Origin of the sequence: Flavobacterium sp., from assembly GCF_025352015.1 — a bacterium.
In the GTDB taxonomy this organism is placed as follows: domain Bacteria; phylum Bacteroidota; class Bacteroidia; order Flavobacteriales; family Flavobacteriaceae; genus Flavobacterium.
Genome location: NZ_JANXUG010000010.1, coordinates 25,037 through 39,702, shown reverse-complemented (window position 1 = coordinate 39,702; position 14,666 = coordinate 25,037). Strand labels below are relative to the sequence as shown.

At 32.6% G+C, this 14,666-nt stretch carries 13 protein-coding genes; 5 read left to right on the top strand and 8 right to left on the bottom strand.

What is annotated here, in order from left to right:
* Position 1: 1 nt before the first annotated feature.
* Positions 2-877, bottom strand: coding sequence for an ABC transporter ATP-binding protein (locus tag Q0Q96_RS00940; RefSeq protein WP_293870391.1), 876 nt, complete (start codon positions 875-877; stop codon positions 2-4).
* A 164-nt stretch (positions 878-1,041) separates the two neighbouring features.
* On the opposite strand from Q0Q96_RS00940, the gene thiL reads away from it, so the two are divergent.
* Positions 1,042-2,088 carry a thiamine-phosphate kinase gene (gene thiL, locus Q0Q96_RS00935; RefSeq protein WP_293870388.1) on the top strand — a complete coding sequence of 349 codons (1,047 nt, stop codon included), beginning with the start codon at positions 1,042-1,044 and terminating at the stop codon, positions 2,086-2,088.
* Between the two features lie 115 nt (positions 2,089-2,203).
* Here thiL and Q0Q96_RS00930 read toward each other — a convergent pair whose 3' ends face one another.
* The 6 genes from Q0Q96_RS00930 to Q0Q96_RS00905 all read right to left on the bottom strand — a co-directional run bounded on the left by Q0Q96_RS00930 (position 2,204) and on the right by Q0Q96_RS00905 (position 10,470).
* The gene (locus Q0Q96_RS00930; protein ID WP_293870386.1) at positions 2,204-2,869 is read right to left on the bottom strand and encodes a response regulator; all 666 of its coding nucleotides are present in this window, start codon (positions 2,867-2,869) and stop codon (positions 2,204-2,206) included.
* Positions 2,866-4,914 (bottom strand): tetratricopeptide repeat-containing sensor histidine kinase, encoded by a 2,049-nt coding sequence (locus tag Q0Q96_RS00925; RefSeq protein ID WP_293870384.1) that lies wholly within the window; start codon positions 4,912-4,914, stop codon positions 2,866-2,868. Before Q0Q96_RS00925 ends, Q0Q96_RS00930 begins: the two co-directional genes overlap by 4 nt.
* An 80-nt stretch (positions 4,915-4,994) precedes the next feature.
* Complete coding sequence (locus Q0Q96_RS00920; RefSeq protein WP_293870381.1) at positions 4,995-5,216, bottom strand: hypothetical protein; 222 nt, start codon at positions 5,214-5,216, stop codon at positions 4,995-4,997.
* Positions 5,217-5,915: 699 nt separating this feature from the next.
* Positions 5,916-7,550, bottom strand: coding sequence for a phospholipase D-like domain-containing protein (locus Q0Q96_RS00915; protein ID WP_293870378.1), 1,635 nt, complete (start codon positions 7,548-7,550; stop codon positions 5,916-5,918).
* A 178-nt stretch (positions 7,551-7,728) separates the two neighbouring features.
* Entirely contained in the window at positions 7,729-8,622 is an 894-nt protein-coding gene (locus Q0Q96_RS00910; protein ID WP_293870374.1) for a LytTR family DNA-binding domain-containing protein, read from the bottom strand.
* 306 nt (positions 8,623-8,928) lie between these two features.
* Positions 8,929-10,470: a glycine--tRNA ligase gene (locus tag Q0Q96_RS00905; RefSeq protein ID WP_293870371.1), complete on the bottom strand. Its 1,542-nt coding sequence runs from the start codon at positions 10,468-10,470 to the stop codon at positions 8,929-8,931.
* Between the two features lie 89 nt (positions 10,471-10,559).
* Here Q0Q96_RS00905 and Q0Q96_RS00900 point away from each other — a divergent pair, with 89 nt between their 5' ends.
* The 4 genes from Q0Q96_RS00900 to Q0Q96_RS00885 all read left to right on the top strand — a co-directional run bounded on the left by Q0Q96_RS00900 (position 10,560) and on the right by Q0Q96_RS00885 (position 13,894).
* The gene (locus tag Q0Q96_RS00900) at positions 10,560-11,099 is read left to right on the top strand and encodes a hypothetical protein (RefSeq protein ID WP_293870368.1); all 540 of its coding nucleotides are present in this window, start codon (positions 10,560-10,562) and stop codon (positions 11,097-11,099) included.
* A gap of 1 nt (position 11,100) precedes the next feature.
* A complete protein-coding gene (locus Q0Q96_RS00895) occupies positions 11,101-11,784 on the top strand; it encodes a ComF family protein (protein WP_293870365.1) in 684 nt (227 codons plus the stop codon).
* 243 nt (positions 11,785-12,027) lie between these two features.
* Positions 12,028-12,204 (top strand): hypothetical protein, encoded by a 177-nt coding sequence (locus tag Q0Q96_RS00890; RefSeq protein WP_293870362.1) that lies wholly within the window; start codon positions 12,028-12,030, stop codon positions 12,202-12,204.
* 91 nt (positions 12,205-12,295) lie between these two features.
* On the top strand, positions 12,296-13,894 hold the full coding sequence (locus tag Q0Q96_RS00885; RefSeq protein WP_293870360.1) for an Ig-like domain-containing protein: 1,599 nt from the start codon (positions 12,296-12,298) through the stop codon (positions 13,892-13,894).
* Between the two features lie 6 nt (positions 13,895-13,900).
* Here Q0Q96_RS00885 and Q0Q96_RS00880 read toward each other — a convergent pair whose 3' ends face one another.
* Positions 13,901-14,665: a nitrilase family protein gene (locus Q0Q96_RS00880; protein ID WP_293870357.1), complete on the bottom strand. Its 765-nt coding sequence runs from the start codon at positions 14,663-14,665 to the stop codon at positions 13,901-13,903.
* Between the last annotated feature and the right edge of the window lies 1 nt (position 14,666).

Here is a 14,666-nt window from a genome sequence, read left to right as displayed (position 1 = left end):
GTTAGTTGTCGTTTTTTAGTGCAACAAAATAAACTTCTTCCAGCTGTGGTTGGGTCATTGTAAAACTATCATCTGGTTTTTCTTCGCTATACACTTTGATGTTTAAACTATTGTCTTCATTGTAATTAGAAGAAATTACCTTGAATAATTTTTCGTTTTCTTCCAAGAGTTCTCTTGTAATTGTTTTAGTCCAAATTTTACCTTGTAAGCTTTCAACTGCCGCTTTGGGAGTGCTTTGTGTTATTATTTTTCCGCCGTTCAAAATCGCCATTTCGTTGCACAATTCTTTTACATCATCAACAATATGAGTAGAAAAAATAACGGTATGGTTGGTGCCTATTTCACGTAAAACATTCAAAAACCGATGTCTTTCAACTGGATCTAAACCTGCGGTAGGTTCATCAACTATTATTAATTTTGGATTATTAAGTAATAATTGTGCAATACCAAAACGTTGTTTCATTCCGCCAGAATATCCGCTTACATTTTTTTTGCGAACATCATATAAATTGGTAATCTCTAAAACTTGCTTTACAATAGCATCTCTTTCTTTTTGAAGGGCTACACCTTTCAATCGCGCAAAATAATCTAGTAAATTTTCGGCAGAGATATTAGGATAAACACCAAATTCTTGCGGCAAATAACCCAAAATTTTGCGCAACGCCATTTGATCTTCCAAAATATTAATATCATCAAAATAAACGGTGCCACTATCTGGTTTTTGCAGCGTGGCAATGGTTCGCATTAACGACGATTTCCCGGCGCCGTTTGGCCCTAAAAGCCCAAACATTCCTGTTCCAATTTCAAGATTTAAATTGTCTAATGCTTTTACACCGTTTGGGTATGTTTTGGTAAGATTGCTTATGGTAAGTTTCATGCTAAATGAATTTTTATTTAATGTATTGCTATTGGTATCTATAAATTAAGATTGTTACAAAGGTCTATTGATTTTTTAAAAGTAGTAAAAAGGAATAGAAAACTCAAAAACCTTTGCATTAAAAACTTTGTACCTTTGAGCTTTTAATTTTTGAAGATAAAAAAATGATTGAAGATAAAAATCCGCAACGAACTGCACTTTCAGAACTTGGAGAATTTCGTTTGATTGAACATTTGACCAAAAATTTTGATGTTAAGCAACTTTCTACCTTAAAAAGTATAGGCGATGACGCTGCTGTTTTGGATTTTGGTACAAAAAAAATAGTTGTTTCAACCGATTTACTGATTGAAGGCGTTCATTTTGATTTGTCTTATATGCCGCTGCGCCATCTAGGTTACAAAGCGGTGGTAGTAAACCTATCGGATATTTGTGCTATGAATGCGAAGCCAACACAAATAACGGTTTCAGTAGCAGTTTCTAATCGATTTCCGTTAGAAGCCATGGAAGAATTGTTTGACGGCATTGCCATGGCAGCTAAATTTTATAATGTAGATGTTATTGGTGGTGATACCACTTCGTCTCAAAAGGGATTGATACTTTCTATAACCGCCATAGGCGAAGCTAATGAAGATGAATTGATTTATAGAAGTGGAGCAAACGATGGCGATCTACTAGTAGTTACCGGCGATTTAGGTTCGGCATACATGGGATTACAAGTTTTAGAACGAGAGAAACAAGTGTTTCAGGTAAACCCAAATAATCAACCCGATCTGGATGCCTATACTTATTTGATAGAACGACAACTAAAACCCGAAGCGCGTCATGACATCAAAACTTTACTGGAAAAACTGGAAGTAAAACCCACTTCGATGATTGATATTTCGGATGGATTGTCATCAGAAATTATTCATATTTGTAGGCAAAGCAAAGTAGGTTGTAATTTATATGAAGAAAAAATTCCGGTTGACCCGCAATTAATCAATGTTTGCGAGGAATTTAATATTGATAGTACCACCGTGGCCATTAATGGTGGTGAGGATTATGAATTGCTTTTTACCATTGCGTTAGAAGATTTTGATAAAATAAAAGCCAATCCTAACTTTACCGTTATTGGACATTTAACTCAAGAAAGCGAAGGAATTCATTTAATAACTAGAAATAACAGTAAAATTCCTTTAAGAGCTAGGGGTTGGGATGCGTTGAAGGACTAAAAAAAGCGAAACTTTGGAGTTTCGCTTTTCGATTAAAATTTTAGAACCAAACACTTTTTTTACAGTTGTTAAAATAATAATTTAAAAAATGCTGTTTTAGTTTGCCTATCGAAGGTTAAATGACACCTTTATGTTTAGCTTCGTTTATTAAATCATTATCCGTTTCGCCTTTTACTGCCAAAACTTCCCGAATTTTGAGTTTTCTATTTTCTATAGCGCTTAATGACAACGGAATATACAATGGTAAATCTTTGGTTTTTACTCCTTTAGACAAATGAAATACTATTTGTTTGTCAAAAGCGTCCATTTCTATGTTGGTGTATTGCGCTTGATTTACTAGTTTTATCACCGTCTGACTATAATAACTATCGTTGTTGATAATTTTATCGAATGCAAAAATTAATTCATCAAAAGTCAAATCGTTTTTAATAATTAATCCGCTTGGGTTAATGTTTTTAATAATGTTATTAATTTTGAGCAATTCCGTATGCATCGTTAACAAAATAATTTTGCAATTGGGCATTTCGGTTTTTAATAACGCGGCTAAATCTTCGCCCGAGAAAATTCCTTTTTCTGCATATTCTGGCATACTAAAGTCAAAAAAGGCAACATCAAATGGTGATTTTGCTTCCTTAATGCTTTCATAACCTGTTTTACAATTGTTAGCTTGAGTCACCTCAAACTGTAATCCTTTCAAACTATACTTGTCTAGTGCGTTTCTGTATGCCTGAATTATAAAGGGATGATCGTCTACTATTAATATTTTTGTTGGTTTTGTCATGCTTGTTGTTCAATTATTGGTTTAGTTTTTAAAGGTATGGTAATAGTTATTTTAGTTCCTTTATTTTTTATTGAATTAATATCTATAATTCCTTCAGATTCTTTCGTTCTAGATATCATGTTCTGCATTCCAATGCCTTTACTCTTTTTGTTTACATCAAAACCAATCCCGTCATCCTCAATTTTCAGGTAAACATTTTCGTTATCGCCTTTTACAGCTACTTTAATTTCATTGGCATTAGCATATTTATTGATGTTTTGCAATCCTTCCTGCAATATTCTAAACATATTAATCTTGGCAGTATTGCCTACTTTATCCCAATTTATATTTTCATCAATAGAGTAGTTTACGCTCGATGAGTGTAATGCTTTTTGCTCCTCGAGTAAATTGTGAACAATAGAAACAAAGTTATTAATTAAAACTAATTTCTCTCTATTTAAATCATGCGAAATTTCACGAATGTCTTGCTCTATGATCTTCAACTCATTCAATAAACTGTTTCGTTTTTGCACCGCATCAGCGTCATTGTTTGCATTTATGCTGTCTAAACTCAACCGAAGGCCAAACATTCGTCCCAAAATACCATCGTGCAGGTCTTGTGCCAAACGTTTTTTTTCTTTGGAGCGACTATCGTCTATAATGGTTTGTTGTGACATCATGAGGTTAAAAATTTCCTCATTGGCAATTTGTTGCGCTTGTTTGTAAACTAATTCTCGGGTTCGTGTTCTTTGTGCACGTACCATTATAAGTAACACCACTATAATAGACGTAACTAAAAAAATGTAGAGTAAGGTTCTATTTTTATTTTCTAAAACATCATTTTGTTTAATGATTTCGTCGGTTTCTAGAGAAATTCTAGCGAAGCGGTCTTTGGAGTTTCTTTCCGCTATTTGAAGGCTGTCGCTAATTCGAATGTATTGTTCTGAAAATGTAGGTGATTTTATTTTATCTACAAGAGATGCTTGTTTTAATGCTAAAATTATATTGGTTGGGATTTTCGATTTTCTGGCAACATTTAAGGCATTTGTCGAATAGGTAACTGCTTTAAAATTATCTCCCTTTTTTTGATAATATTCTGAAAGATGGATATAGCTCCCAACAATAACAGTATAATTTTCAAGTTTTATTCTAATTTTTAGTGCGTCATAAAATAATTTGGGTAAATCTTCATAGTTATTTAACCGAAATCTACAATACGCTAAATTATCAATCAGAAGAGCATATAAGTCTGGATCGTCTTTTAAAATTAATTTATCTTTTAACCCAAGTTCAAAATTAGATATAGCCAAATCATACTTATTTTGTTTAATATATAAATAACCAATATTATTATAACAAATTGCTTCTTGATGAATATTGCTTTGTAAATTATATTCTCTTACGGTTTCGAGCGCTTTTGTATGATATTCAAATGCTTTATCGTAATCCTTCAATTCATTATAAACCAAACCAAGTTGATTTAATGTTCCATACAATTTATCTTTTTCATTACTGTTTTTGAAAATATATGCTGCTTTTGAAAGAGATAATTCAGAGCCTAGGTAGTCATTGATTGAAAATTGAACAATTCCTTTATTTAATAAAACGTTTGCTAGATTAAGCTGGTCATTAATTTTTGTACACAATTTTTCAGCTTTGACATAATAATAAAAAGAACTGTCAAGTTCTTGAATGTTTTTAAAATAGGCTCCTCTATACCTGTATGATTTGATTAAATTTATGGTGTCTTTACTCTCAAGGGATTTATTTAATAAAAATTTATTGACTATGTTAAAATTAGGCCAGTTTTTCAGCAAATATGATTTATAGGAAATCGAGAAAATAGTATCCCTATTAATTTTGGTGTTTTTTAATTTGGAACTAAAAAGGAATGATTTTTCTAACGCCAAAATTTTATCTTTATTGCTGATGCCATTTCTGTTTGACAAATGCATGTAATACGATAAACTATCAGATGAACTTTTATTAGAATTAATTTGCTCTTTTTGTTTAGAACAGCTATAAAAAAATATGAAGTAAAATATATATATTGTTTTTTTTGACACTTAATTATATTTTTACCAAAAATAAAAAAAACTATCAACTTTTAGTTGATAGTTTCTAAATTATTATTATAGTTTTAGTACTAGTCACCACCAGTACTTTTACCACCTATATTTAAAGTGTAATCACCCCCTGTACTTTTTCCCCCAATTTCTTGTGTGAAGTCGCCACCTGTACTTTTACCTCCGATGTTTAATGTATAATCACCACCTGTACTTTTTCCGCCAATTTCTAGGGTGAAGTCACCACCAGTACTTTTCCCTCCGATTTCACTTGAGGTTGTAAAAGATGTTACTACTAACATTACAGCTAATAGACTAAACGTTGTTGCTAATTTTTTCATAATTTTAGAATTTATGTAGTTAATTTTTAAATTTATATTTGTGTTAAACCTAAAAAACATATTTATTATTTCTTCTAGATAACGATGTAAAACTAAAAAGGATGCAAGTGTGAATCCCTACTCACAATGGTGTTTATGGTAGAATGACATCATTTGATAGTGAACGATGCCCAAATTATGGTGGATGATTTTGGATTTTTTGAGTAAAATGGTAGAAAATTAGTTCTCTTTCTAACGAACTATTTTCTTCGCAGGTATTTTTTTCGATGTTTAACTATTAAAATGTTAATCAAAAATAAAAGTTGTTCAAAATTGAACTTCGAAAATTAATGGTCTTTTTTTTTAGAAATACACAGAAAGATTAAAACATACGTCTTAATAAAATGTAATTAAGCTTATGCTTATAATTACGATAGAAGTATTTTAATGATACTATTTATTAATCTTAAAAATGTTGCGAAGGGAAATTACATTACAAGTTTTAGCCGTATTTTAAAATACACATTTGGGAAAAATAAGTAAATGATTAAAATTAAAAACCTCCTTAATTAGTTTGATTGCTAAATTTTGCTTTGCCTATGAGAAAAGAATAATTGAAAGAAAATAAAAGTTTACAGCAGTATCAAAAAAATAAAAACTTAATGGAATTTAGAAAAAAAACTAATTCTTAATCACCCTATAATGATGGGTTTTGTTTCTGCTTTCAAATTCAAGAAAATACATTCCTACTGGTTGTTCCGATAAGTCGATTGTGTTGTTTGTTAATGAATCTTGTGAAGTAGTTAGTATTTTTTGCCCCAAGCAATTATAAACACTCAATTTCCAATTAGCATTAAATTCATCGTTGGAAGTAAAGGAATAAATCCCTTTGGAAGGATTAGGGTAAATAGAAAAAACAGTATCTTGATAGGTTGAAGTATTTAAAACGCCTCCTGCTAACTGAAATAAATAGGCAAATGCTTGAAAATACTGATTGGTTATATTCAAATCATGAACAATAAGAGTATTTTCATCGTTTTTAGTCTCGGCAGAACTACTCCAATTGTGGGATCCCAATAATACTTGAGGGTCTGAATTAGCATTATAATTATCAATTACAACAAATTTATGATGCATAATTCCAGAACCGTTATAAACCACCGCTTTTGAAGTGGTTAATGTGTTTTGTAAAGTTGTAATTTGATTCCCGGCAGGATTTTGACCATCAACAACAACATAACTTTTAGAAACTCCTGCATTATATCTACTGATGATTGCGCCGCTACAATCGGTTTTTGTTATATCCATTACGGCAGCTTCACTATCGCTATTTGCCGAGTTTAAACAAGCCACTATTTTTGCTGTAGTTCCGTCGCTGGGACTAAAATAGCTGTCAATGGTTTTTCCGCCAATGATGTAGTGATGGGGAGTGTTGTCAGTTTTATATTGACCAAATTTAGAATTTGTAACATTAGGAGTTGCGGTAGTGCTGCCCCACATTTCTTCAAATTCTATTTTATATCCGAGCGCTAAAGCTTGATCTTGAATAACAATAGCACTATTCTTGTCAGGACCATCAATTTGAGAAGTAGTCCAATTAGTAGATCCTGTCCAAACATACGGCTTGGTAGCATCACTATTAGCAGCATCAAAAATCACAAATTTATTATGCATAATGGTATAAGCGGAAGTGGTTGGACTAGGCAATCTGTGAATATTAGTGTTTAATAACGGAATGAAATTACTTGCAGAACCATCATATATAACTCGTACTTGAACGCCTCGATTATATGCAGCATTGATAGCTCCTGCAATACCAGTAGTTGCCGAAGGTGAATAAGAACTATAAATAGCAATATCCATGGTGCTTTGACAATTATTGATATACGATATCAGCGTAGTAGCCATCGTATTTGAGAGGTTGACAGCATTTTGAATTTGAGCAAAACTGGTATCTACAGGATGATTAAAATATACATTTATAATTCCTGTGGATGCCGACGGAGTAGCTATATAAGTTGTAATTGGATTCGAAGTTCTTGTATCGTTCATTGTATACTCCAATTTAAGAATTTGAGCAGGAGGGAATGCGCTGATTTCAAATTTGGAAGCTGATTGTTGATTAATCCCAATTTGTTGATGTGTAAAAGCATCCTCCAATCTAATGTCGTTCGTTACATTCGAATTAAACTCAATTTCAATAGTTTTGGGATAGTACGTTAAGGTGTAATTTGTTTCTTTAATAATTTGTTGACCGTAAAAAACAAAACAATTTACAATAAGCAGAAACAGTAGGACTAGTTTTTTTTGATGCATTTTGACTCCATATTTTGAGCAAAAGTAATTAATAAATGCAATTGAAATTCAAGATTCACAACGCTATGTGCATTTTAGCACTATTTCACAATCTTTTTTAATTCTTTTTCTTGTTAACTTTATTAAATTGATTTTTATACATCAGTTTCCAAACTTTATTTCTAATAAATCTACTACTTTAAATCTCTAAATAATTGCCCGCAGCTATTCGGCTGATGATTAAATCTACATTTTCTTTATAGGATTTTGAAAAAGGAAGTTTCGTAGTAGAATTTTTGATATAACAAACCGTGTTGCCCGTATGAATCCTTGATACCTGGTTGATACTTATAATGTAACTATTATGAATGCGTAAAAATTGTGCAGGCGGCAACACGGTTTCAAAATGTTTCAAAGTTTTAAAGGCCGTAATCATTTCGCCATTATTCAAATGAATATCAGTTGAATTGTTATCGGCTTCAAAATAAAGCACATCTTCTGAATCGATATAACGATAATCACCATAGGATTTAACACAAATTATTAATGCTTTTTCTTGCTGAACTACAGTTGGTTTTTCCAAAGTAATTGGTGTGATTTTAACCTCAATGTCGTTTACGTCCACATCAGCCATTTCTACTTTTAGAGTTTCTGCTTCGTCTAAAACCTCATAAGTAGCAGCTGGGTTTTTGACTTCCATGTGTGGCAAATCAGATTTTATAGCGCGATCAAATTTCAATACGGCTTTTCTAAAATCGTTAATATTCAACGGTTTCAACAAATAATCGACCACCTCATATTGTAAAGCATCGTAAGCCAAATCTTTTTTGCTCGTGGTCACAATAATTTTAGGAACAACGGGTAAATAGCGGTACAATTCGTTGATTAAGGATAATGAAAGATGGCTTTTCTTATCGGAAGGATCTATTTCTAAAAAAACAAGATGTGGTTGATGCTCCAAAATTAAATTCACACCATCGTCATAAGTAGTAGCCGATGCCAAAAATGACAAATTGCGAAAACGTTCAGCAATGGCTTGCGTTTTCGTGACATCGTCTTGAGTGTCATCAATAATGATAAAAGTATGGCTCATGTATGCATTTCCTTTGTTGTCGGGAAAGCAGTAGCAGTTGTTATGTGAGTAGTTTTGGGGAAACTAATGGTTTTATTAACGATTAAAATCAAATTTAATATGTAAAAATAAACGTGTTAAACGTATTTTTTTCGTTACAACGAAAGTAAAAAAATGATATTTATATTTTAAAGAATGTTAATATATACAGTCGTCTTGTTAATATGTCACTATTTATTCGGACAAATGCTTACAAAACGACAAAACCCAAAGTCATTATTTGAATTTGAGTTTAAATTTGTTTTATTCGAAAGACATTTTTAAGATTTACATTCTCATCAGCCAGTTTCTAACCGAAACCTCTTCGTTGATTATTGTTCTCATTTCTGAAATTTTTACTCGATCTTGTTTCATAGAGTCTCGATGCCGAATCGTTGCTGTTTCATCTTCCAACGTTTGGTGGTCAACCGTAATACAAAAAGGCGTTCCTAATGCATCTTGTCTTCGGTAACGTCTTCCAACGGCATCTTTTTCATCATAAGCAACATTGAAATCCCATTTCAAATCCTCGATAATTTTTTGGGCAACTTCTGGTAAACCATCTTTTTTTACTAATGGCAAAACGGCTGCTTTTGTTGGTGCTAAAACACTTGGCAAACGCAAAACTGTTCTAGTTGAGCCATCTTCTAACGTTTCTTCGTGTAATGAAGTGGCAAAAACGGCCAAAAACATTCTGTCCAAACCAACGGAAGTTTCGACAACATAAGGAACATAATTGGAATTGGTTTCGGTATCAAAATATTGCAATTTTTTACCCGAAAATTGTTCGTGCGCTTTCAAATCGAAGTCGGTTCTTGAGTGAATTCCTTCCAATTCTTTGAAACCAAACGGGAAATTGAATTCGATATCCGCAGCTGCATTCGCATAATGTGCTAGTTTTTCGTGGTCGTGGAAACGGTAATTTTGTCTTCCTAAACCTAATGACAAATGCCATTTTAAGCGGTTTTCTTTCCAATATTCATACCATTTCATTTCTTCGCCTGGTTTTACAAAAAACTGCATTTCCATTTGCTCAAATTCACGCATTCTAAAAATAAATTGCCGTGCAACAATCTCATTTCTAAAGGCTTTTCCGGTTTGCCCAATTCCGAATGGAATTTTCATTCTTCCTGTTTTTTGCACGTTTAAGAAGTTGACAAAAATTCCCTGTGCCGTTTCTGGACGCAGGTATAAATCCATTGCGTTTTCGGCAGAAGCACCCAGTTTTGTTCCGAACATTAAGTTGAATTGACGCACTTCGGTCCAGTTTCTTGAACCGGTTTCTGGGTCGGCAATTTCTAGTTCTTCAATTAATGCTTTTACATCTTCTAAATCACCTGAACCTAACGAACGCCCCATTCTTTCTAGAATTTCTCTTTCTTTTGAAAGGTATTCCATCACTCTTGGATTGGTGGTTTTGTATTGTTCTTCGTCAAAAGAATCACCAAAACGCTCGCGTGCTTTTTCGATTTCTTTTTTAGCTTTCAGATTTAATTTTTCGGCATAATCCTCAATTAAAACGTCAGCACGGTATCTTTTTTTAGAGTCTTTGTTATCAATCAATGGATCGTTAAACGCATCAACGTGACCGGAAGCTTTCCATGTGGTTGGGTGCATTAGGATTGCGGCATCAAGCCCCACAATATTATCATGCATCTGCACCATGGCTTTCCACCAATATTCTCTAATATTCTTTTTTAATTCTACTCCGTTTTGCGCATAATCATATACTGCGCTCAAACCATCGTAAATTTCGCTTGACGGAAAAATAAATCCGTACTCTTTTGCATGTGAAATTACGTTCTTGAATAAATCTTCTTGTTTTGCCATAGTGGTGCAAAAATATAAAAACATTCAATACTCTTTTTATTTTTTTATCACCTAGGTTTTTCTTACTTTAGCTAATAATCTCTATGGAAATGTTTAGTATATCAGTTACTGAAATAATTATAAATCATTGTAAAGGCCAGGCTTCAAAGTTCAATTTAGGACACCGTTACACTGCCAATGGAACTCCTGAACAGCAATTAACGGGGATAATTGGTCAAAATGTGATACTAAATTTATTTGATTTAGGAAATTTCAACGGTGAAGATGGTTTTGATAATGGTGTTGATTTAGTTTTTAACAATCATAAAATTGATGTAAAAACAATGGGGCGAACCACTGCGGTAAAATCTAGTTATACCAACAATTTTATTGGCTTACAAGATTATTTTGACCCTGATATTTATATTTTTTGCAGTTTTAATAAAACAAACGATGTTTTAACTGTTTGTGGTTGGATTTCAAAAAAAGATTTTAAAGAAAAAAGAAGGTTTTATCCCAAAGGTTCTATTAGAACTCGATATGATGGTTCAACATTTGAGACCTTTTCTGATTTGTATGAAATAGATAATACCGATTTGAATACTGCCAATTCTATTGAAGATTTAAAAAATCAATTGCTAACCATTTGATATGCTACATCACCTACTAAATTTATTTTTTCCGAAGTCTTGTGCGGGTTGCGAATCGTTTTTGTTGAAAAACGAAGTAGTGCTTTGTACAAAATGTAGACATGAAATTCCGCTGACCAATCATCATGCAACAGAAAATAACGAATTGGTGCAAAAATTTTATGGAAGAATTCCGCTTGAGTTTGGTGCTGCTTTTTTTTATTTTCATAAAAAGGGAATTGTTCAAGAAATGATTCACAAATTAAAATATAAAGGACAAGAAGGAATAAGCGAAACAATAGGGAATTGGTATGCTACAGTATTGAAAGATCTAAAACAAATGCAGCACATTGATTACATTATTCCAGTGCCGTTACACAAAAAAAGACTACGCGAACGCGGTTATAATCAAGTGGCTGGTTTTGGCAAAGCTTTATCAAGCGAATTAAATATTGCTTACAATGAGAATCTTTTATATCGAAAAACACATACCAAAACGCAAACCAAAAAAGATCTTCTTGGAAGAAGTGACTTTATTGCAACGATTTTTGATGTTCATTTTTCAGAAAAAGATCATGGCAAACATTTCTTGTTACTCGACGATGTGATTACAACTGGATCAACTCTGGAAGCATGCAGTAGGGCTTTATTAAAAATTCCGAATGCTAAAATAAGTATTGTTTGTATGGCGATGGCACATAGTTAACTTGAACTTAACATACTAAAATTCAAAACATTTCGTTATTATTAGTAGTATAACTTAACATTTGTAGACCATGAAAAATTATTCTTATTATTTGCTATTGTGTTATTATTTGAGAGTTGTTTCAGTTATAAAGCAATTGCCAACGATACATGAAAGCTGGAAGCGGGCAAAACATACAAATTAGAACGCAACCATAAACATTACAAAATAGTTTTTCGTACTACAAAAGACAGCGCCATAATTGTGTCCAAGAATTTTGAAGAACAACAAATTCCTATAAAAGACATAACAAGTATTAAAAAAAGGAAGTTCTCAATAATTAAAACTTTGCTTTTACCTTTGGGGATTGCAACTGCTCTAACAGGACTTTTTGTACTTACTTATAAAGGGCTATCTGTTGGTGGAAGTGGTTATTACTAACAATGCCATTGCCGCCAGATTTTAATATTCCCCAAAAACATTTCATTCACAATAAATATAATTGTTATTTTGTGCTTTGAAAAAAGACTTCATGTTAAAAAACACTATTAAATATTTTTCTTTACTTTTTATACTTTTAACGCTGGGATGCGCCAAGCGTGGCAACATAACTGGCGGGAAAAAAGATACCATAGCCCCCGTTCTAAAAGCGAGTTATCCTAAAAATTTTTCGTCTAATTTTAATGGTAAGGAAATAAAATTGATTTTTGATGAATATGTAAAACTAAAAAATGTGAATAAACAGTTGATTATTTCACCACCTATGAAAAATGAACCTGATATTTTGCCACAAAATGCCAGTAAAATACTCACTATAAGACTAAAAGATACGTTGAGACCCAACACTACATATAGCTTTAACTTTGGTCAAAGTATTCAAGATAATAATGAGGGGAATCCTGTTTCGCAATTCAAATACGTTTTTTCAACTGGAAGTTACATCGATTCGCTGGCGTTAAGTGTGAAAGTTAAGGACGCATTGGAGAAAAAAACCGACAACTTTGTTTCGGTGATGCTTTATGAAATTAATGAAAAATTCAACGACTCCACCATTTACAAGCAAACGCCACAGTATGTAACCAATACATTAGATAGTTTAAAAATCGTAAAACTTGAGAATCTCAAAGCAGGAAAATATCTTTTAGTAGCTTTAAAAGACAACGGAAATAACAAATTCAACCCGAAATCGGATAAAATTGGTTTCCAAAAACAATATATTACGATTCCAAACGACACAATTTTTGAAGTGGAATTGTTTAAAGAAATTATGTCTTTTAATGTCCTAAAACCCACACAAGCCTCCAAAAATAGAATGCTTTTGGGTTATGAAGGCAACGCTTCAGCGGTAAAAGTCACGGTAAAAAACGGTACTGAAATTCTCCCCACAATTATTACTAATTTCCCAAAAAAAGATTCGTTGCAAATTTGGTTCAAACCAATAAAAACAGATTCGTTGCATGTAACCGTTCAAAAAAATACGTTCACCAAAGAATTTACGGTGAAAATGAAAAATCAAAAAGCCGACACGCTTTCCATAAGTGCGGAATTTAAAGGTAATTTGCCGCTTCGGGAACGGTTTACTTTAACTAGTGCTACTCCGCTTCTTAAATTTGACAAATCAAAAATTGCTATTTCTAATAAAAATTCAGTTGTCATTCCTTTTGAAACCGAATACGATGAGATAAATCAAAAACTCTACCTAAATTTCAAAAAAGAACCAGCAGAAAAATATAAAATTGCTTTGTTACCTGGTGCTTTAGAAGATTTTTACGAGCATAAAAGTGACTCTTTAAAATATAGTATTAATACAAAAAATGCTTCTGAATATGGAAATATGAAAGTGATTTTAGAAAACGTTAAAAGATTTCCAGTTATTGTGCAACTTACCGATAAAGATGGCAAAGTAAAAGCAACGGAGTATTCGGAAAAAGAGACAAGTATCAATTTTGAAGCTTTAGAACCCGAAATTTATACCCTTCGAATTATTTACGACGACAATAAAAATAAAATTTGGGATACAGGAAGTTATTTAGAAAAACGACAATCCGAAGAAGTGATTTATCTGCCCAAAGAAATCAACCTTCACGCCAATTTTGATTGGGAACAATCATTCGACTTAAAACGAAAGTAACATTTATTATTTTAAACTAAAATTATCCTTGTCCTCCAAAAAAGCTAATTTTTCTCGGGTTTCAAGCATTTTATTCTTATCCAATTCAATTATAAAAACGCCTTCTGTTTCTTGTGGCTTTAACAGATAGTCGCCAAAAAAATCAACGGCTTGCGTGTGACCAACATATTCTAGATTGTTACTATCAACCCCAATTCTGTTGACCCCAATAACATAACTCATGTTTTCTACCGCGCGTGCTTTCAATAAAATATCCCAGGCGTTTATCCTTGTTTTTGGCCAATTGGCAACATAAATTAACACATCATAAGTCTCAACATTTCTTGAAAAAACAGGAAAACGCAAATCATAACAAATTAGTGGACAAATCCTAAAACCCTTGTATTCTACAATCAATTTGTCTTTTCCTGCGGTATATGTTTTGTCCTCGCCAGCTAACGTAAATAGATGTCTTTTATCATACGTTTTGATTTCACCATCAGGGAAAATAAAAATCAATCGGTTGTAATATTTATTGTTTTCTTCTATCACTAGGCTTCCAGTTATAGCACAGTTTTTGGCTTTCGCCAAATGTTGTAGCCATGCAATAGTTTCGCCCTGCATCGTTTCGGCCACCTTTTTTGGATTCATAGTCAAGCCTGAAGAAAACATCTCGGGAAGAACAATCAGCTCAACATCTTCCATAAAACCTGTGATTTTTTGTGCAAGATGACATCGATTTTCTATTGGGTTTTCCCAAATTAATGAGGTTTGTATAAGGGCTATTTTCATA

What these genes read in the sequence shown, in the direction of transcription:
- Q0Q96_RS00940 (WP_293870391.1), bottom strand. Translation starts at nt 877, where the DNA reads ATGAAACTTACCATAAGCAATCTTACCAAAACATACCCAAACGGTGTA.
- thiL (WP_293870388.1), top strand. Translation starts at nt 1,042, where the DNA reads ATGATTGAAGATAAAAATCCGCAACGAACTGCACTTTCAGAACTTGGA.
- Q0Q96_RS00930 (WP_293870386.1), bottom strand. Translation starts at nt 2,869, where the DNA reads ATGACAAAACCAACAAAAATATTAATAGTAGACGATCATCCCTTTATA.
- Q0Q96_RS00920 (WP_293870381.1), bottom strand. Translation starts at nt 5,216, where the DNA reads ATGTTAGTAGTAACATCTTTTACAACCTCAAGTGAAATCGGAGGGAAA.
- Q0Q96_RS00915 (WP_293870378.1), bottom strand. Translation starts at nt 7,550, where the DNA reads ATGCATCAAAAAAAACTAGTCCTACTGTTTCTGCTTATTGTAAATTGT.
- Q0Q96_RS00910 (WP_293870374.1), bottom strand. Translation starts at nt 8,622, where the DNA reads ATGAGCCATACTTTTATCATTATTGATGACACTCAAGACGATGTCACG.
- Q0Q96_RS00905 (WP_293870371.1), bottom strand. Translation starts at nt 10,470, where the DNA reads ATGGCAAAACAAGAAGATTTATTCAAGAACGTAATTTCACATGCAAAA.
- Q0Q96_RS00900 (WP_293870368.1), top strand. Translation starts at nt 10,560, where the DNA reads ATGTTTAGTATATCAGTTACTGAAATAATTATAAATCATTGTAAAGGC.
- Q0Q96_RS00895 (WP_293870365.1), top strand. Translation starts at nt 11,101, where the DNA reads ATGCTACATCACCTACTAAATTTATTTTTTCCGAAGTCTTGTGCGGGT.
- Q0Q96_RS00885 (WP_293870360.1), top strand. Translation starts at nt 12,296, where the DNA reads ATGTTAAAAAACACTATTAAATATTTTTCTTTACTTTTTATACTTTTA.
- Q0Q96_RS00880 (WP_293870357.1), bottom strand. Translation starts at nt 14,665, where the DNA reads ATGAAAATAGCCCTTATACAAACCTCATTAATTTGGGAAAACCCAATA.